The sequence below is a fragment of the Rahnella perminowiae genome, from assembly GCF_019049755.1.
GTDB classification, from domain to species: Bacteria; Pseudomonadota; Gammaproteobacteria; order Enterobacterales; family Enterobacteriaceae; genus Rahnella; species Rahnella perminowiae.
Genome location: NZ_JAFMOS010000557.1, coordinates 1 through 18,599, shown reverse-complemented (window position 1 = coordinate 18,599; position 18,599 = coordinate 1). Strand labels below are relative to the sequence as shown.

The window sequence follows — 18,599 nt, the reverse complement described above, 5'->3', positions numbered from 1 at the left end:
TCATACAATTTATCCACACTTTGTTTCGGCCGCAGGATCACATCCAGAACCAGTTCACATTTACTGTCATCTTCGTCGCGCTGATTAATTTTGATATGGCCCGGACGAATTCGCATTTTTTGTAACGCCAGTAACACCACCGGCACACTTTCCGGCAGCAGACGTATTTCAATTAAATGGTGATGTCCGACCCAGTGGTTGCTGATCTGGCGGAAAACCTCCAGCACAATTAATGTCATGAACGCGCCATAGATGCCGATTTCATAGAGTCCGCTACCTATCACCAGCCCGATGGCGGCGGTCACCCAGAGTCCGGCCGCGGTGGTTAAACCTTTCACAATCTGTTTCTGAATAATAATGGTTCCGGCGCCAAGGAACCCCATGCCACTGACCACCTGTGCCGCCACACGGCTCGGGTCAAAGCTGACGTGAGTTTGCATCAGAATATCGGCAAAGCCGTATTTCGATACAATCATAAACATGGCGCTGCCAATCCCTACCAGTATATGAGTACGCAGACCGGCCTCTTTGGCACGTAACTGACGCTCAATACCAATTAAGCCGCCCAGGGCACCGGCGAGGGCAATACGAAGTAAAAAGTCGATCAGCATGCAAGCTCCTTATCATTATATTTTCCAGACAATGCAGGGGAAAAAGTGGTTAATTACTGTTAATTTTATTAGCCAAAGAAATAACCCGTAGAAATAAAATGTGTCTGAGTGTTTAAATTTAAGATTATTTTAGGAAAAAGTTGATGTTATTTTACTGAAGGGCTCGACTCAGGCGAAAAACGTCGGATATGATGGCGACTCGCAAAAAATCCCCGTCATATTCAGGAGCAGTACAGATGATCACTGCGTTTCGCGTGTTACTGGCCGCCGGTGTGCTGGTGTTAGCCGCATGCAGCAGCCATGACGATTCGGCTGATGTTCCCCAAAAAGGTAACAGCGTTAATATCGGGCAACGTACCGTGAACATGGACAGCCCGGCGTATGCAGCCTGTTCAATGGCGGGCGGGCAATTACGGATGGCGCCGCAACTCGATGGCAGCCGCGTCGGTATGTGTTCGCTGGCCAACGGTCGCCAGTGCTCGGAAAGTGCGCTGATGCAGGGCGTGTGTAAAGCCTGATAATCGCCAGACAGCCGTCTGGCGTTTTTGCATTTAACGCGGCAGCAAATTGCCCGTTTACATCCGGTCTTTCAAACGATAAACCAACTGGTGTTTGCCCTGGGTGAGGGTCAGCTTGCTATCCTGCAAGGTGAGCGCCGCACCGTTATTGAGCACATCACTGATCACATGATCCCATTTATTCAGGTTTTCATCCGGGCATAACATCATGGTGGATGCGAGCCCTTTTACGGTCAGTACATTATTATGCAACTGACCCTGACCCATGAAGTTATTACACATTTTGCCGGATATGTGCATGTCTGAGCCAAATTCAATTTCCGGAATGCGTCCTTGCGCAGCAGGGACAGTCTGCCCATCTACGCTCAGCAACTCAAAACGGTGATGCTGCAGATCAGTCTGTTTAACGCCAGTGTTCTGATTCATGCTGCAAGCCCCCAGAGTTATTGCGGCGGCCAGAACAAACAGTGACTTTTTCATCTTCTCTCCTGAGAAATATTCCTTTGGCGCTTGCCATGTCGATACATTCAACTGACTTATGCGATATTTTCTGAAGCATTATAGCGTGAATGAATGAGAATTTTAAGCCCTTAACTCCCTCGCCTGCGAAGGGGAAGGAGCTTAAAACCTTACCTGTCTTTATCCCGTCATCTTCCCATCATAAAAACGTCATTTTAGCCCGCTAGGTTATGCCCATCATGGTTCAGAGAGATGCATCGCGGCATGAGCTTTTTATCACTCCGTCATATCCGGAAATCCTGGGGAACAAAAATTGCACTCAATGACATCAGCTTTGATGTGGAAGAGGGTGATTTTATTGCCTTACTCGGCCCCTCAGGCTGCGGAAAATCGACATTACTACGGACCATTGCCGGGCTGGAAACAGCAGAAAGCGGCACGTTATATTTTCAGCAATCTGATGTCACCACGCTGACGCCTTCTCAGCGCAAGCTGTCGATGGTGTTCCAGTCTTATGCATTATTCCCGCACATGAATGTCCGCGAAAATCTGCTATTCGGATTGCGCGCACGCGGTGAAGACAAGCGGCATTTTGCGACGCGGCTGGCGGATGTCAGCAAGCTGATGGAACTGGAACCTCTGCTCGACAGGTTACCTGCGCAGCTTTCCGGTGGTCAGCAACAGCGCGTGGCGCTGGGCCGGGCGGTGATCGCCAATAACAGGCTGTGCCTGATGGATGAGCCGCTGTCTAATCTTGATGCCAAACTGCGCCAGAGTATGCGCCGCGAAATCCGTGCAATTCAGAAAAAGCTCGGCCTGACCTTGATATATGTCACCCACGATCAGACAGAAGCGATGAGCATGGCCGACAAAATCATCCTGCTCAACGACGGCTGTATTGAACAGCACGACACGCCGGATAACCTTTACAACAACCCGACCAGTATTTTTGCCGCGCAATTTATTGGCGCGCCGCCGATGAATATTCTGCCGCTCGAACGCCGCGGGCAGCATCACTATCTTGCCGGTACGCCGTTGCCCGTGGTGGAAAACTTTAATGAAAACGATCTGAGTCTTGGCCTGCGAGCCGAAGATATTCAGCTGATTTCGCCTGAACACGCCAGTTTGACCGCGCAGGTGGTCAGCCATGAATACATGGGGGCAGATACCCTGGTGGCCTGCGCACTGACCGGCTATCCGGCGCTGCTGACAGTGAAAGTTGCGGGCATGAAACGTTTTGCCGACGGCCAGAGAATCGGACTGCAATGGACCACGGGCGCACAATATTTTTTCATCACAGCAGACGGAAAACGCTGCTTCCACGCTGAGCAATCCTGTTTGCAGTCAGATCAGAGAGTTGCCGTGTAGTTGTCATTTTTTGCAGTTATTTATTTTTCTGACTCATACAACGCCTATTGCCGAAGGGAAAATTATGTCTATTGTTCACCGTTTTTCACGTCTTGCTACCGCCGTTCTGCTCATCACCAGCACCTCTGCTTTTGCAGCAGATCCGGTGAAACTCCAAATGTATTACCCGATTGCTGTCGGTGGGAAAATCAGTCACACGGTGGATACGCTGGTGGAAGATTTCCAGAAAACGCATCCTGATATCAGCATTCAGCCGGTCTATACCGGTGATTACGCCACGACGGTCACCAAAGCGCTTACTGCATTTCGTGGCGGCAATGCTCCGCAAATCGCGGTAATCGGCGATATCGAAGCATATTCCCTGATCGACGCGGGCGCGATTTTGCCAGTCAGCGATCTGGCGAATGACGCGGACGGCAAACAATGGATCGACGGTTTTTATCCGGCCTTTATCCGCCATATTCAGGGCAAAGTGTGGAGCATTCCATTCCAGCGTTCGACGGTCGTGTTGTACTGGAATAAACAGGCGTTTGAGAAGGCCGGTCTGAATGGCGACACACCGCCTGCCAGCTGGCAGCAGGTGGTCGATTTCGGTAAAAAACTGGTCGTGCATGACGGTTCTCAGGTGAAGCAGTGGGGCATTGAAATTCCTTCCACCCCAAACGGTTACTGGAATTTCCAGGGGATTGCAGCCACCAACGGCGGCCATCTGGATAATGGTAAAGGTACGGCGGTGACTTTCGACACGCCAGCCAACGTAGAAGCCCTGCAATGGCTGACTGATCTGGCGCAGAAGGAAGCGGTTTCGCCGAAAGGTACTATTGCCTGGGGCACCACGCCGCAGGACTTTATCGACGGTAAAACCGCGATGATGGTCACGACCACCGGCAACCTGACTACCGTGCGTGAAAATGCCAAATTCCCGTTCGGCGTAGCGATGCTACCGGAGAAAACGCAGCGTGGCAGCCCGACCGGCGGTGGCAATCTTTACGTCTTCAAAAACACTACGCCGGAACAACAGAAAGCGGCGCTGACGTTTATCCGCTGGGTTTCCGCTCCGGAGCAGGCCGCGCGCTGGAGCATCGCCACCGGGTATGTCGCGACATCGCCTGCCGCGTGGGAAACCCCGGTCATGCAGGATTATGTGAAACAGGTTCCGCAGGCACTGGTGGCCCGCGAACAGCTGAAATATTCACAGCCGGAACTTTCAACTTATAACAGTGTGCAAATCCAGGAACTGATGAACCACGCGATTGAAGCTGCCGTCACGCAGGCAAAAACGCCAGCCGAGGCGCTGAGTTCGGCGCAGAAACAGGCTGACCGGCTGCTGAAACCTTATCAGTAAGGATAAAAAGGAACAGCATGAGCACATTTCACGCGGTCCTTCCGGCCACCCGCCCACGCGGGTTGTCATTACAACTTTATGGCTATCTGTTGGTGTTGCCTGCTTTAGGATTTCTGCTGTTATTTACCCACTATCCGGCGCTGGCAACGGTATGGGAAAGCCTGTTCAGCGCTGCCCGCAGCGGGCATCCGGCGCAGTTTGTCGGACTGGATAACTACCGTGCGCTGCTCGATGACGATGTGTTTATGTTGTCATTACGCAATAATTTACTGTACGCCCTGATCACCATTCCGCTGTCCGTCGCGATTGCGCTGCTGATGGCGCTGGCGGTAAACCGCCGTCTGCGGGGGAATGCTCTGACCCGCGCCGCTTTCTTTATTCCTTCGCTGTTACCGATGGTGGCGATTGCCAATCTGTGGCTGTTTTTCTATACGCCTCAGCTCGGTTTGCTTAACAAAATGCTGGCGTTGTTTTCGTTGCCAGCGGTCAACTGGCTGGGCGAGCCGGGTACGGCACTTTACAGCCTGATGGCGGTTTCAGTCTGGCGTGAGGCCGGATTCTTCATGATTTTCTATCTGGCCGCATTACAGCAAATCGACCCGCGACTGGCTGAAGCGGCACAAATCGAAGGGGCATCGCGCCGCTATTTCTTCCGGCGGGTGCAGTGGCCATTGCTGATGCCGACCACATTATTCGTGCTGATCAACGCCTCGATGAATGCCTTCAGGATTGTCGATCAGGTGATTGCGATGACCAACGGCGGACCCGACAACAGCACCAGCTTGCTGCTGTTTTACATTTACCGCACGGCATTCAGTTACTGGGATTTACCGGCCGCGTCGGCAATGACTGTGGTACTGCTGGTGATCCTGGCCGTTATCGCGCTGATTAAATTCAACCTGCTGGATAAAAGGACGCACTATCAGTGAAACCATTTTCTTTCAGCCGTCTGATCCTGAATTTTACTATCTGGCTGGCGGCGTTACTGTGGTTTTTACCGGTGCTGGTCGCGGTCTGGGTAGCTATTCATCCGGCATCGGTGCAGGGCAGTTTTTCACTGTTTGCGCCGCTCACTTTGCAGAATTTCATTAATGCCTGGCAGGCGGCACCGTTTGCCCGCTACTTTATGAATACCACCTTGCTGGTGCTGATGATTGTGATCTGTCAGTTGATTCTGGCAACACTGGCAGCGTATGCCCTGGTGCGGTTTAAACTCAAAGGTGCCGGGTTTATCTTCGCGCTGATCCTGCTGCAACTGATGATAAGCCCCGATGTGCTGATCCTGAATAACTACAAAACCATTGGTGCGCTCGGGTTGCGCGATACGCTGGCGGGCATCGCGCTGCCGTATTTTGCCTCGGCGTTTGCCATTTTCCTGCTGCGCCAGACGTTTAAAAGTATCCCGCTGGTACTGGAAGAAGCGGCGGTGGTGGAAGGTGCCAGCCGGTTTTATATCCTGCGCAAAATCTACATTCCGCTGGCGAAACCGATCTACGTCGCCTTCGCGCTGGTATCTGTCAGCTTCCACTGGAACGATTTCCTCTGGCCGTTAGTGATCACCGATTCAGTCAAAGTGCGGCCGGTCACGGTCGGATTGCAGTTATTTTCCGCGCCGGAGCAGGGCGTGCAATGGGCGCTGATCAGCGCCGCCACCCTGATGACGGTGTTACCGCTGCTGGTACTGTTTCTGATATTTCAGCGTCAGTTTGTTCAATCCTTTATGCGGGCAGGGATCCGGTAAGATCCCGACAGGAGAATATTATGACCGTGTCCATGTTATCCCCTTTATTATCTGAACGGCAGGAACAGGCACTGGGCAATGTCAGTTCGCTCTATCAGTTGCCGGAAGTCCACGACGCGCTGGTCAATGGCGCAAGGCTGCGCTTCGGGCTGATTGCTGACCCGCAATACGCCGATGCTGAACCAGAGAAAATCCGTTACTACCGCAACAGCCTGAATAAACTGGCCACCGCCATCAATGAGCTTAATGATCTCAAACTCGATTTTGTCGTCACCCTTGGCGATTTGGTGGACAGAGACTGGAGCAGTTTTCAGGCCGTTCTTGCCCGTTATGACGCGCTTCGTCACCCGCATGCGGCGGTGATCGGCAACCACGACGCACAGGTTATTTCCGAGCATCTCGGGGCGCAGAAACCGGCCATCGGCTTACCGAAAAGTTATTATTCCTTCAGTTTGCCGGGTTATCGTTTCCTGATCATCGACGGTAACGACGTCAGTTTGTACTGCAACCACGCCAATGGCGATGACCGTCAGTTAGCGGAATATATGCTGGCAGAACTGACCGAATGCCAGCAGTCACAGGCGCAGCCGTGGAACGGTGCTGTCGGGCGGAAACAACTTGAATGGATTGAGAAAAATCTGCATGAAGCGCGTGAGCAGCGCGAGGCCGTACTGGTTTTCGGTCATTACCCGCTGACACCGGTTAACAGCCACAACTTGTGGAATTGCGAAACGCTGGTGGAATTGCTGTGCCGTTACGACGTTCGTGCTTACTTCGCCGGCCACGATCACCGGGGTGGCTACGACCGTGTGGATAATACGGATTTTATTACCCTCAAAGGCATGGTCGACGGGGAAAGCAGCCTGCCATTTGCCTCGGTCACGTTGGCTGATGATGTGCTGACCCTCACCGGTTACGGCACGGAAATCAGCCGGGTGCTGAGTCGCTGAATGCGCTTCGGCAGTAATGCTAAAAGAAAAGGCTCACCTGAGTGAGCCTCAGACACCTGACCGGATAATGCGATCAGAGCAGATTCGGGCAGGCCACCCCTTTCGCCAGCTGATCAATATTCATCAGTGTGGTTTCTGAAATGCTGGTCAGCGCGTCGCTGGTCAGGAAGGCCTGATGGCCGGTGAACAGCACGTTGTGGCAGGACGACAGGCGGCGGAAAACGTCGTCAAGGATCACTTCATTAGAATTATCCTCGAAGAATAAATCGCGTTCATTCTCGTAAACGTCCATACCCAGCGCGCCGATTTTTTGCTTTTTCAGGGCATCGATAGCGGCGGTGGCATCCAGCAATCCGCCACGGCTGGTGTTGACGATCATCACACCGTCCTTCATTTTAGAGAACGCTTCTGCGTTGAGCAGATGATGATTTTCCGGCGTCAGCGGGCAGTGCAGGGAAATGACATCAGATTCTGCATACAGCGTATCCAGATCAACATATTCCGCACCGAGCTCCAGTGCCAGCGGGCTTGGATACGGATCAAACGCCAGAATGCGCATGCCGAAACCTTTCAGGATACGCATCGTAGCCACGCCAATTTTACCCGTACCGATAATACCTGCGGTGCGCTGATACATATTAAAACCGATCAGGCCTTCCAGCGAGAAGTTGGCTTCACGTGTGCGCTGATAAGCGCGATGAATGTGGCGGTTAAGACACATCATCATACCCACTGCATGCTCGGCCACCGCTTCCGGCGAATAGGCCGGTACGCGGACAACGGAAATCCCCAGTTCTTTCGCGGCGTCTAAATCGACATTGTTAAAACCTGCGCAACGCAGGGCCAGCGTTTTTATCCCCAAAGACGCCAGTTCCTGCAATACTTCGCGGCTGCCATCGTCATTAACGAAAAGGCAGACTGCATCGGCACCTACCGCCGTTTTCGCCGTTTGCGGGGTCAGCAAAAAATCGAAAAATTCCAGTTGATAGCCATAGTGTTCGTTGACCAGTTCCAGATATTTCCGGTCGTAATTTTTAGTACTGTAGACAGCCACTTTCATGGTGTTTCTCCGCAGTGAGTTTGAATCTCTGGCGAAATGCTTTCTGCATGTTTTATAAGGAATAAACAGTTTCAGAAACTATTCGCAATATGTTACCAAACTAGCAGAGCGCAGGAAGGCAGACAATTTATCCTGTGCTATTTGATTCAGGCGTCCTGGCATTCCTGTCATCAGTTATTACGCTAATTATGATATCTTGCGGGCGTTTAGACCTTTTAGTGAAGCATAAGACAAGGCAAGTCATGAGGAACGGACTAAAGAAAGGCGCGCAGATACTCCTGAGTATAGTGGTGATTATGGCGCTGCTGCTGTGGGTGTTATGGAAAACTGTGCCGCGCTGGTTACCGGTTATCGCCAGCCACTGGCTGCCTGGCGGAACACAACTGGTGCTGAAGGGGACGCCGCGCTGGTCCGGCGGTAATCTGCAATTGCCGGGCCTGCGCTATCTGGCCGGCGACTGCACCCTTGCAACGGCGCGAAATGCCCGTCTTAGTCACGACACCGGTCGCTGGGCGCTGAAGCTCGATGCACTGACGGTCGACACCGCCTGTCTGGCAAAACTGCCCAAAAACGACAGTCAGACAACGTTTTCCCTCTCAGACATTCAAAACATGCTGCCTGCCGGCAGCGTCAGCATTGGTCAGCTTTCCGTAACGCCGTGGCAACGTTACGCCGCCAATGTTCAGATCACCAATCTTGACGGCGTACAGCATCTGTCGGTCAGCGGCGATGCCCTGAAACTTGAGGCCGAACTTGACGGCAACCTTCAGCTTGCCATCCGTTCATTCAGCCTGACACCGCCGGGCAGCCCGCAGCCGGTGATGCTCAGCGGTAAACTGCTGCTTCCGGCGAATCTCGATCAGTTGCCTGAATCCGGCGAACTGCATGCCGAAATGCAGACGGCGCAAGTGCCTCAGCCGCTGGATATTACGCTGAGCTGGCAGGCGACCGAAGGCATACTGACGCTGGCCGAAAAGGGCAGCGATCAGCCTCTGGCGATGCTGCCCTGGAAACTGAACAATAATGAATTACAGATCACGCAGGGACAATGGCGCTGGCCTTATGCGACGCAACCGCTGGCCGGGGGCGTAAACCTGACGCTCAGCGACTGGTCACCGGCGTTTGATCAGACCAACATCACCGCCCGGCTGAACGTGCTGACGCAGGGCCACAACGGCAAGGCCAACGTGGTACTGACACTCGGGCCGGGACGCATTGGTTTACTCGACAGCGATGTAGGCTTTCGCCTGACCGGTCAGGCAAATCTCCAGGCCACGTCCCTGAGTGCGTCATTGCCCGGTCAGCTCAGCGGATCGCTGCTGAATCCGACGCTTTCGTTGCGCAGCGGTTCGCTGTTACGTGCATGGGGTAAGCCGACGCCGGAACTGACCATCAGCGATGCGCGATGGCCGCTGGCAGGGGTCAAAGTGTCCGCAGAGGGCGTGAGCGGGCCGTTACAGGCGATCCTGAAAGCCCGTCACCGTTTCTGGGGCGCGTTTGATCTGCATCTCAGCGGCAAGTCGCTGGCATTCTGGCCTGATGTCGGACTGTGGAATTTCAATTACTGGGGCAATGGCCATCTGCCGCCACTCAATGGCCGCTGGGACATGTCCGGCAAAGGCCAGTGGCATGATAATCTGATCAGCATTAATTCGCTCTCGACCGGATTTGACCGTCTGCATTACGGGCTGGTGGATGTCGATGCCCCACGTCTTACGCTTGTACACCCTTTGCTCTGGAAACGTCCGCCCTCCGCCCGCTTCAAACCGCAGTATCCTGATATGCCGACGGCGTTTAAGGGGGACATCAGGCTGGTGGCCCGGAAGATTTCGCTGGCGAACGGAGGCTACCTGCCGCCTGCCACGCTGGCGTTACAGCTCAGTGGCGACAGTCCGGACAGTTTCATGATGCGCGGGATGCTGGATGCCAAACCGATCGGCCCGATCCGACTCAACGGACGCTGGGACGGCGAAAGGCTGCGCGGTGAAGGCTGGTGGCCGAAACAACAACTGACGGCATTCCAGACGCTGCTCACACCCGATCTGAACATCAAATTACGTGAAGGAACCTTCTACGCACAGTCGGCTTTTTCGGCTGCCCGTGGTCAGGGATTTGTGGCCGGTGGCCACTGGGTGGTGAAAAACGGTGGCTTCTGGATGAAAGACGGCGACCTGAGCGGGCTGGATTTCAGCCTGCCGTACCGCCTTCAGGACCAGGTCTGGCAGCTTGGCGTGAAAAAGCCGGTGACGCTGCGTATCGGCGAAGTGAATAATCTGGTCAAAATGCAGAACGTGACGGCCGATTTACAGGGGCATTATCCGTGGAGTGAACAATCGCCGCTGACCCTGAGCAATCTGGGCGTTGATATGTTGCGCGGCCATCTCAGCCTGTCGGCGCTGCGCATGCCGCAACATGATGCGGCAGTGCTGAAGCTCGAAAAAATCAATCTCAGCGAACTGTTTACGGCGCTTAAGCCTAAGCAACTGGCGATGTCGGGGGTGATTTATGGTGAGCTGCCGCTGTATGTGGAAAATCCGCAATGGATCATTCATAACGGCTGGATCAAAAATGACGGCAGCCTGACGCTGCGCCTCGATCCGCAGTTTGCCGATGCCATGGCCAGCGGTAATTTCGCCAATAGTATGGTAATTGGCCTGCTGCGGTATCTGGAAATCAGCCGTTCCGATGCGCGGGTCAGCCTGGATAATCTTGGTGTGCTGACCATGAAGGCCAAAGTTGACGGCGTGAATTACACCGACACGACGCACGGTGGCAACAAAGAAAAACGTGAAATCGTCCTCAATTATTCCCATGAGGAAAATATCTATCAGCTTTGGCGCAGTTTGCGTTTTGGCGACAATCTTCAGGAGTGGCTGCAACAGCAGATGTCTTTGCCTGCTGATGCGCTGTCAAAACGTCCGCCCGCAGCGGGACAGAAAAAGGATCCAACAGTGAGGAAGGAACAATGAAATTGCGACTTGTCGGCCCGGGCATGGTGCTTTGCGTAATGATGCTCAGCGGCTGTGTGCCACGTATCGAACTGGCCGCGCCGAAAGAGCCGATCACCATCAACATGAACGTGAAAATTGAACACGAAATTCATATTAAAGTGGATAAAGATGTGGAAGATCTGCTGAAAAATCAAAGTGATTTATTCTAGGAGCACGTATGTCCGGGCTATTTATCAAAAAGAACGGCATCAAAAAAATCAGCCTGATGTGGCTGATCAGCGGATTACTGTTTTGCAGCCAGGCATTCGCGTTAACGCTCAGTGAAGCCAAACAGCAGGGGCGCGTGGGTGAAACGCTGTCTGGCTATCTGGCTCCGCTTAAACAGGACCCGGAAAGTGTCGCACTTGCTGTAAAAATCAACGACGCCCGCAAGCAGCAATACACCCAAGTTGCGCGGGACAACAACGTCAGCACCGAGGATGTGGCTAAACTGGCCGGGCAAAAACTGGTCGCCAGAGCCGGGAAGGGCGAATATGTCCGGGGCATCAACGGGCAGTGGTTGCAAAAGTAAACGGGGGAAACACAGGGCAAAAAAAAGCGCGCCTTTCAGCGCGCAATAGCTTTATCACAACATCATCTGAGCGGAACGGACAGATTCTTAAGTGAATGGGTGCTCAGATTGTGATAACGATAATTATGCTGCAGACAGTTCTTTGATAGCGGCATCGATTGCTGCTTTCGCATCAGCCTGCGCTTTTGTGGCGACTTCAGGGCCGTATGCGATGCCTTCCGCGTAAACGAACTCTACGTCGCTCATGCCCAGGAAGCCCAGGAACAGCGACAGGTATGGCGCAACCAGGTCACTCGGGGTGTCTTTATGGATGCCACCACGGCTGGTCAGAACGATAACACGTTTACCTTTCACCAGGCCTTCCGGGCCTTTCTCGGTGTATTTGAAGGTCACACCGGCACGTGCCACCAGATCAAAATAGTTTTTCAGCTGGGTAGGAATGTTGAAGTTGTACATCGGTGCCGCGATCACGATCACGTCATGCGCCTGCAATTCTTCAATCAGGGTATTGGACAGCGCCAGGGCTTCTTCCTGACGTGGTGTCAGCGGAGCATCGGATGGACGCAGTGCGCCAACCAGTTCACCGTCAAGTACCGGGATCGGATCAGCAGCCAGGTCACGAACTGTTACGGCAGAACCGCTGTTTGCAGCCTGATACTGCGCAACCAGGTAATCGGCCAGCTGGTTTGACTGAGAGAAGTTAGCCAGAATGCTTGATTTCAGAACGAGTATTTTGCTCATTAGTGAGTTCCTTAACGGTGTGATACATAGGGTGTTGGTTTTTATAACCACGATGTCCCCGGAATGGAACTTACTTTATTCACAAAGCTTATTCAGTGATAGCGCAATATTTAGAGACCTATCATCGATTTTTTTGAACAACTTAAAATCCAGGCATCGCACGCCTGTTTTCAGCATGTTCAATCCCTTGTGTTAACATAGACGCAAGCAGGTAAGGCATAAACCTTCCTCATCACCCATTCAGATTCAGCCGGTGGCGGCCCATGTCCTCCGGCTGACATGCAACAAGGAATTGTGAACGTGAAATCACCGCTCGCGGCACTATCAGCGCAGTTAGACGGGCTGATGCTACGTGACCGGCAACGCCTGCAACGTCGTTTGCAGGGTGCCAGAAAGATTGATAAACCCGAAGCACTCGATGCGTTACGTGCTGAGATCCAGACTGCCATCAACGAGAGCCTGAAAAAAGTCAGCGCCCGTGAAGCCTCGCGGCCAAAAATCAGCTACCCGGAAAACCTGCCGGTCAGTCAGAAGAAAGACGATATTTATAACGCCATCCGTGATCATCAGGTGGTGATTGTGGCGGGTGAAACCGGTTCCGGTAAAACCACGCAGATCCCTAAAATCTGTATGGAACTCGGGCGCGGTATCAAAGGCGTGATTGGTCATACCCAGCCGCGTCGTCTGGCCGCGCGGACCGTGGCCAACCGTATTGCTGACGAGCTGGATACCACGCTGGGTAACACGGTCGGTTATAAAGTGCGATTTAACGATCAGGTCAGTGAAAACACCCTCGTTAAGCTGATGACCGACGGCATTTTGCTGGCTGAAATCCAGCAAGATCGCATGCTGATGCAGTACGACACGCTGATCATCGATGAAGCGCATGAGCGCAGCCTGAACATCGACTTTATTCTCGGTTATCTGCGCCAGTTACTGCCCAAACGCCCGGATCTGAAAGTCATTATTACCTCGGCGACCATCGACCCTCAGCGGTTTTCACGTCATTTTAATCATGCGCCGGTCATTGAAGTCTCCGGCCGGACTTATCCGGTTGACGTGCGTTATCGTCCGATTGTGGATGACGCAGATGATGTGGATCGTGATCAGTTGCAGGCGATTTTCGACGCAGTCGATGAACTGGGTCGTGAAAGCATGGGCGACATTCTGATATTCATGAGCGGTGAACGTGAAATTCGTGATACTGCCGATGCACTGAACCGGCTCGATTTGCCGCACACGGAGATTTTGCCGCTGTATGCACGGCTGTCGAACAGCGAACAGAACCGCGTATTCCAGTCGCATTCCGGCCGCCGTATCGTGCTGGCGACCAACGTTGCCGAAACCTCGCTGACCGTGCCGGGCATTAAATATGTCATTGATCCTGGCACCGCGCGTATCAGCCGTTACAGTTTCCGCACTAAAGTGCAGCGCCTGCCGATTGAGCCGGTTTCGCAGGCTTCCGCTAACCAGCGTAAAGGCCGTTGCGGACGCGTTTCTGAAGGTATCTGTATTCGCCTGTATTCTGAGCAGGATTTCCTGTCGCGCCCGGAATTTACCGATCCTGAAATCCTGCGCACCAATCTGGCTTCCGTCATTTTACAAATGACGTCGCTGGGTCTCGGTGATATCGCTGCGTTCCCGTTTGTTGAAGCGCCGGATAAACGCAATATTCAGGACGGCGTACGTCTGCTGGAAGAGCTGAACGCCATTAACAGTGCTGTCGATGGCCGCTATACGCTGACGCCGCTGGGGCGTCAGCTGGCGCAACTGCCGGTGGATCCGCGTCTGGCCCGCATGGTGCTGGAAGCACAGAAAAATGGCTGCGTACGCGAAGTGATGATCATTACCGCCGCGCTGTCGATTCAGGATCCGCGTGAACGCCCGATGGATAAACAGCAGGCGTCTGATGAAAAACATCGCCGTTTTGCTGATAAAGATTCTGATTTCCTGGCATTTGTGAATTTGTGGGATTATCTGAAAGTGCAGCAAAAAGAGCTGTCTTCAGCACAGTTCCGCAAGTTGTGCCGCAGCGATTTCCTCAATTATTTGCGCGTGCGCGAATGGCAGGATATTTATACCCAGCTGCGACAGGTAGTGAAAGAACTGGGGCTGCCGGTTAACAGCACACCCGCCGAATACCGTGAAATCCACTGTGCATTGCTGACCGGTTTGCTGTCGCATATCGGCCAGAAAGATGCTGATAAACAGGAATATACCGGTGCGCGCAATGCCCGTTTTGCCGTCTTCCCGGGCTCCGGATTATTCAAAAAGCCACCGAAATGGGTGATGGTGGCCGAACTGGTGGAAACCAGTCGTCTGTGGGGGCGCATTGCCGCACGAATCGAACCGGAATGGATCGAGCCGCTGGCCAGGCATCTGGCGAAAAGCAGTTACAGTGAGCCGCACTGGGAAAAAGCGCAGGGCGCTGTGATGGCAACGGAGAAAGTGACACTCTACGGACTGCCGATTGTGGCGGCGCGTCGGGTGAATTACGGCACCATCGATCCGGTAGTCTCGCGCGAACTGTTTATCCGTCATGCACTGGTGGAAGGCGACTGGCAAACGCGTCATGCGTTCTTCCGCGCTAACCTGCGCCTGCGTACCGAAGTGGAAGAGCTGGAACATAAATCCCGCCGTCGCGATATTCTGGTCGATGACGAGACTCTCTTCCTGTTCTACGAACAACGCATCGGGCAGGAAGTAGTATCGGCGCGTCACTTTGATACCTGGTGGAAAACGCAGCCGCAGGACAGCCTGAACTTTGAAAAAAGTATGCTGATTAAAGAGGGTGCGGGCAATATCAGCGCCCACGATTACCCGAATTTCTGGCATCAGGGTAACCTCAAGCTGCGTATTACGTACCAGTTTGAGCCAGGTACCGATGCTGATGGCGTGACCGTACATATTCCTTTACCTCTGCTCAATCAGGTGAGTGAGGAAGGTTTCGACTGGCAAATTCCGGGGATCCGCCGTGATCTGATTATGGCGCTGATCAAATCGCTGCCAAAACCGGTTCGTCGTAACTTTGTGCCTGCACCAAATTACGCCGATGCCTTGCTCGGGCGCATCAAACCGTTTGAGATGCCGTTGCTGGATGCGATGGAAAAAGAACTGCGTAAGATGAGCGGCGTGACAGTGTCACGGGAAAGCTGGCAATGGGATCAGGTCCCGGATCATCTCAAAATGACGTTCCGCATCGTCGATGATAAAAACAAAACACTTCGTGAGGGTAAGGATCTCACTGCGCTGAAATCGGGTCTGAAAGAGCAGGTGCAGCAAACGCTTTCTGCGGTGGCTGATGACGGCATCGAACAGCGCGATCTGCATGTCTGGAGCTTTGGCACGTTGCCGGAACGCTATGAACAAAAGCGCGGCGGCTATGAAGTGAAGGCTTATCCGGCGATTGTCGATGAAAAGGACAGCGTGGCAATCCGCCTGTTCGACAGTGAACTGGAACAGCAGCAGGCCATGCTCAGCGGGATGCGGCGTTTGCTGTTGCTGAACATTCCTTCGCCCGTCAAATACCTGCACGAGAAGTTGCCGAACAAAGCCAAACTGGGATTGTATTTTAACCCGTACGGTAAAGTGCTGGATCTGATTGACGACTGCATTTCGTGCGGCATCGACAAACTGATTGCAGAGTCCGGCGGGCTGGTGTGGCGCGAAGAAGATTTTGCCAAATTACATGAGCATGTTCGCGCAAATCTGAATGATACGGTGGTGCAAATCGCCATTCAGGTGGAACAGATCCTGACGACAGTATTCAACATTAATAAACGGCTGAAAGGACGAATTGATATCACCCTGGCACTGGCGCTTTCAGATATCAAGGCGCAGATGTCCGGGCTGATTTATCGTGGATTCGTGACACAAAATGGCTGGAAACGGTTGCCGGATACGCTGCGTTATTTGCAGGCGATTGAGCGCAGGATGGACAAACTGGCCATGGACCCTCACCGCGACCGTGCGCAGATGTTGAAAGTAGAACACATCCAGCAGCAATGGCAGCAGTGGTTCAATAAATTGCCGCCGGTACGTCAGCAAAGTGAGGAAGTGAAAGAAGTGCGCTGGATGATTGAAGAATTGCGTGTCAGCTACTTTGCCCAGCAACTGGGTACCCCGTATCCCATCTCGGATAAAAGGATTTTGCAGACGATGGAGCAACTGATTTAACGGGTTCTCAACACTAAGAAACCGCCTTATACACTCAAAGGCGGTTTTTTTATGTTCTGAAATGGTGATGCTTACGGTTACTGAGCGGGCATCGTTACCGCAGTACTCGCGCTGATTATCCCTGAAGAAAGGGTATTCAGGGCATCGCGGATAGCCGGAACGGCCAGTGCGCGGTTATCGGCCAGATACCGGTCTTTTGCTGCCGGCGCGGAGCTTTGAATTGCGACCAGCGACCAGCCATCGGCGTTTTTCAGCAACAGTGGTGAGCCACTGTCTCCCGGCAAAGTATCGCAGCGGTGCGATAACACGCCTGGCTGTGCCCATCCGGTGATCAGACAATCCTGATGGACGTACAAATCATCCAGATGATCTTCCGGGTATCCTGCCTGAGTCACTTTTCTGCCTTCCTGTTTTAGCAGAGCGGTCAGATCGTCGCGTGTGCCTTCCCACAATGGCAGGGGTTTAATCGGCAATGCCAGCTGTTCATCCGTCAGGCGAACCAGTGCAAAATCAAACGGCGCCGCCTTAGGCGGAACAATCCAGCCATCGCCATCGGCTTTCAGCTTCTTGCCCAATTTCGGATCGACCAGCGTTTGTAATGCGGTGATCTGATATCGCCATTTCTGATGATGAGAAATGAATCGCAGTGCCACAACTTTGTCTATTTTACCCGGAGGTGCCAGCACACAGTGGCCTGCCGTGAGGACAAGATGTTTAGAAATGAGGGTTGCAGTGCATAAATTGCCGCTCTCGGTTTCAATTTGCCCGATGGCCTGCCATGGCCAGTGCGCCGCAGCGGCCACCGGTATGCGTTGATCGTGGCCAAAGAATAGGGCTGTTTTTTCTTTCAAACTGATTGAAGGTGTGTCGGAATCTGCATCATCAGGAGAGTCTGCATGTACGAGGGGACTGGCGGTAAAACAGAAAAAGCACAAAAACAGCGGTAACGCGATGCGCATAACATTCTGACCTTGAAAACAGGGAGAACCCAGGAAGCCGTTATTATGGAACGATTATAGACGGTTATATTTCGTGGTGGATATATTTGTCCGGTAACTCAGCCTTTTGAGCCGATGACGGGCGTCATCGCGGGGTACTTCAGAAGTAGAAGAACAGGGTGATCAGTCCGCAAAGGATCAGAGAGCACAGGGTGATTTCGAACAGATAGCGGCGCAGCATCTTCCATCAGTACCTCAAGATAGAAAACCGGAGAAAAAAACACCCGGCGAACCGGGTGTTAAATCATCAGTCTTGATAATGGTGAGTAGATACGCTCACAAAGACTTCTTACTGACTACTTATGCTGCTGGTGTTGCTTTTGCAGCCGGTGCAGCTTTTTTAGCGTGTTTTACGTGTTTTTTAGCAGCCTGCGCTTTCTGAGCTACAGGAGCCGCTTTTTTAGCGTGTTTCACGTGTTTTTTGGCAGCCTGCGCTTTCTGAGCTACAGGAGCTGCTTTCTTAGCGTGTTTCACGTGTTTTTTAGCCGCTTGCGCTTTCTGAGCTACAGGAGCTGCTTTCTTAGCGTGTTTTTTGTGTTTTTTAGCAGCCTGCGCTTTCTGGGCGACTTTCTTGTGAGTCTTGTGCTTAGTCACGTGCTTGGCAGCCGGTGCCGGAGCAGCGGTAGTTGCTGCAGCAGCAGGTGCCGGAGCTGCAGTAGTTTCAGCAGCGAAAGCGACAGAAGACAGACCCATTGCAGCGGCTACAACCAGAGCTAATACTTTTTTCATCTTTAATTCCTCAGAATTTTTGTTTAAGTGTCCACCCCACTGCGGGGCCGGTATGAGGAATACTAGGCGTGTCAGGTCAGGTTGTCCGTGAGTGATTGGTTTCGGCGTGTAACGGAATGTACAAAGGAGGGGTTTTAGGAAAATCAATAAGATAGTCTTTCAACTTCAAATTCAACTTCAAAACCGTGGGCGTCGGCCCACACCGACCAGAGACCCGGTAACGCGCGGGCCTCTGGACTCCGCGCTTTTTCACTGCGCGCTTTGCTGGAGACTATGTTTCATCAGCCGCAGTGATAGCCGCAAAACCCCGCCGCTGCGCGATTCCCTTCGTTCGGGTTACAACCCGCGCAAAAAGATGCGCGGTTTTCCACCTCTCTCTCC

At 52.9% G+C, this 18,599-nt stretch carries 17 protein-coding genes; 10 read left to right on the top strand and 7 right to left on the bottom strand.

The genetic code is table 11. The features are described 5' to 3' along the window. Nucleotides 1–611 (bottom strand): MgtC/SapB family protein (locus J1785_RS14270; RefSeq protein WP_217219616.1); only part of this gene is annotated, 611 nt, incomplete at its 3' end. Nucleotides 612–847: 236 nt separating this feature from the next. Between J1785_RS14270 and J1785_RS14265 the strand changes: the two genes are divergently transcribed. Then, nucleotides 848–1,129 (top strand): putative hemolysin, encoded by a 282-nt coding sequence (locus J1785_RS14265; RefSeq protein ID WP_129951175.1) that lies wholly within the window; start codon nt 848–850, stop codon nt 1,127–1,129. Nucleotides 1,130–1,186: 57 nt separating this feature from the next. Here the strand turns inward: J1785_RS14265 and hslJ are convergent, their stop codons facing one another. Then, nucleotides 1,187–1,609: a heat shock protein HslJ gene (hslJ, locus tag J1785_RS14260; RefSeq protein WP_217138590.1), complete on the bottom strand. Its 423-nt coding sequence runs from the start codon at nt 1,607–1,609 to the stop codon at nt 1,187–1,189. Nucleotides 1,610–1,852: 243 nt separating this feature from the next. On the opposite strand from hslJ, the gene J1785_RS14255 reads away from it, so the two are divergent. From J1785_RS14255 to J1785_RS14235, 5 genes are all read left to right on the top strand, one after another. Beyond that, on the top strand, nt 1,853–2,956 hold the full coding sequence (locus J1785_RS14255) for an ABC transporter ATP-binding protein (protein WP_217219614.1): 1,104 nt from the start codon (nt 1,853–1,855) through the stop codon (nt 2,954–2,956). A gap of 64 nt (nt 2,957–3,020) precedes the next feature. Then, nucleotides 3,021–4,301, top strand: a complete 1,281-nt coding sequence (locus J1785_RS14250) for an ABC transporter substrate-binding protein (RefSeq protein ID WP_129990777.1) — start codon at nt 3,021–3,023, stop codon at nt 4,299–4,301. A gap of 17 nt (nt 4,302–4,318) precedes the next feature. Next, nucleotides 4,319–5,230 (top strand): carbohydrate ABC transporter permease, encoded by a 912-nt coding sequence (locus J1785_RS14245; protein ID WP_217219613.1) that lies wholly within the window; start codon nt 4,319–4,321, stop codon nt 5,228–5,230. Continuing rightward, the gene (locus J1785_RS14240) at nt 5,227–6,042 is read left to right on the top strand and encodes a carbohydrate ABC transporter permease (protein ID WP_217159424.1); all 816 of its coding nucleotides are present in this window, start codon (nt 5,227–5,229) and stop codon (nt 6,040–6,042) included. The genes J1785_RS14245 and J1785_RS14240 overlap by 4 nt, the downstream gene beginning before the upstream one ends. 20 nt (nt 6,043–6,062) lie before the next feature. Beyond that, on the top strand, nt 6,063–6,992 hold the full coding sequence (locus J1785_RS14235) for a metallophosphoesterase (RefSeq protein ID WP_129951181.1): 930 nt from the start codon (nt 6,063–6,065) through the stop codon (nt 6,990–6,992). A 73-nt stretch (nt 6,993–7,065) separates the two neighbouring features. On the opposite strand, the gene J1785_RS14230 is transcribed toward J1785_RS14235, so the two are convergent. Beyond that, nucleotides 7,066–8,052: a 2-hydroxyacid dehydrogenase gene (locus J1785_RS14230; protein ID WP_129951182.1), complete on the bottom strand. Its 987-nt coding sequence runs from the start codon at nt 8,050–8,052 to the stop codon at nt 7,066–7,068. Nucleotides 8,053–8,294: 242 nt separating this feature from the next. On the opposite strand from J1785_RS14230, the gene J1785_RS14225 reads away from it, so the two are divergent. The 3 genes from J1785_RS14225 to J1785_RS14215 are packed head-to-tail and all read left to right on the top strand — an operon-like array spanning nt 8,295 to nt 11,574. Beyond that, on the top strand, nt 8,295–11,021 hold the full coding sequence (locus J1785_RS14225) for a YdbH family protein (protein ID WP_217219611.1): 2,727 nt from the start codon (nt 8,295–8,297) through the stop codon (nt 11,019–11,021). After that, entirely contained in the window at nt 11,018–11,212 is a 195-nt protein-coding gene (locus J1785_RS14220) for a YnbE family lipoprotein (protein WP_129951184.1), read from the top strand. Before J1785_RS14225 ends, J1785_RS14220 begins: the two co-directional genes overlap by 4 nt. Before the next feature lie 8 nt (nt 11,213–11,220). After that, the gene (locus J1785_RS14215; RefSeq protein ID WP_370278311.1) at nt 11,221–11,574 is read left to right on the top strand and encodes a YdbL family probable chaperone protein; all 354 of its coding nucleotides are present in this window, start codon (nt 11,221–11,223) and stop codon (nt 11,572–11,574) included. A gap of 123 nt (nt 11,575–11,697) precedes the next feature. On the opposite strand, the gene J1785_RS14210 is transcribed toward J1785_RS14215, so the two are convergent. Beyond that, nucleotides 11,698–12,315 (bottom strand): FMN-dependent NADH-azoreductase, encoded by a 618-nt coding sequence (locus J1785_RS14210; protein WP_217159429.1) that lies wholly within the window; start codon nt 12,313–12,315, stop codon nt 11,698–11,700. 300 nt (nt 12,316–12,615) lie between these two features. Here J1785_RS14210 and hrpA point away from each other — a divergent pair, with 300 nt between their 5' ends. After that, complete coding sequence (gene hrpA, locus J1785_RS14205) at nt 12,616–16,491, top strand: ATP-dependent RNA helicase HrpA (RefSeq protein ID WP_129951186.1); 3,876 nt, start codon at nt 12,616–12,618, stop codon at nt 16,489–16,491. 77 nt (nt 16,492–16,568) lie between these two features. Here hrpA and J1785_RS14200 read toward each other — a convergent pair whose 3' ends face one another. The 3 genes from J1785_RS14200 to asr all read right to left on the bottom strand — a co-directional run bounded on the left by J1785_RS14200 (nt 16,569) and on the right by asr (nt 18,218). Continuing rightward, nucleotides 16,569–17,450 (bottom strand): trypsin-like serine peptidase, encoded by an 882-nt coding sequence (locus J1785_RS14200; RefSeq protein ID WP_129990772.1) that lies wholly within the window; start codon nt 17,448–17,450, stop codon nt 16,569–16,571. 139 nt (nt 17,451–17,589) lie between these two features. After that, the gene (ydgU, locus tag J1785_RS27145) at nt 17,590–17,670 is read right to left on the bottom strand and encodes a small membrane protein YdgU (RefSeq protein WP_455567028.1); all 81 of its coding nucleotides are present in this window, start codon (nt 17,668–17,670) and stop codon (nt 17,590–17,592) included. Nucleotides 17,671–17,789: 119 nt separating this feature from the next. Then, nucleotides 17,790–18,218 carry an acid resistance repetitive basic protein Asr gene (gene asr, locus J1785_RS14195; protein WP_129951188.1) on the bottom strand — a complete coding sequence of 143 codons (429 nt, stop codon included), beginning with the start codon at nt 18,216–18,218 and terminating at the stop codon, nt 17,790–17,792. Between the last annotated feature and the right edge of the window lie 381 nt (nt 18,219–18,599).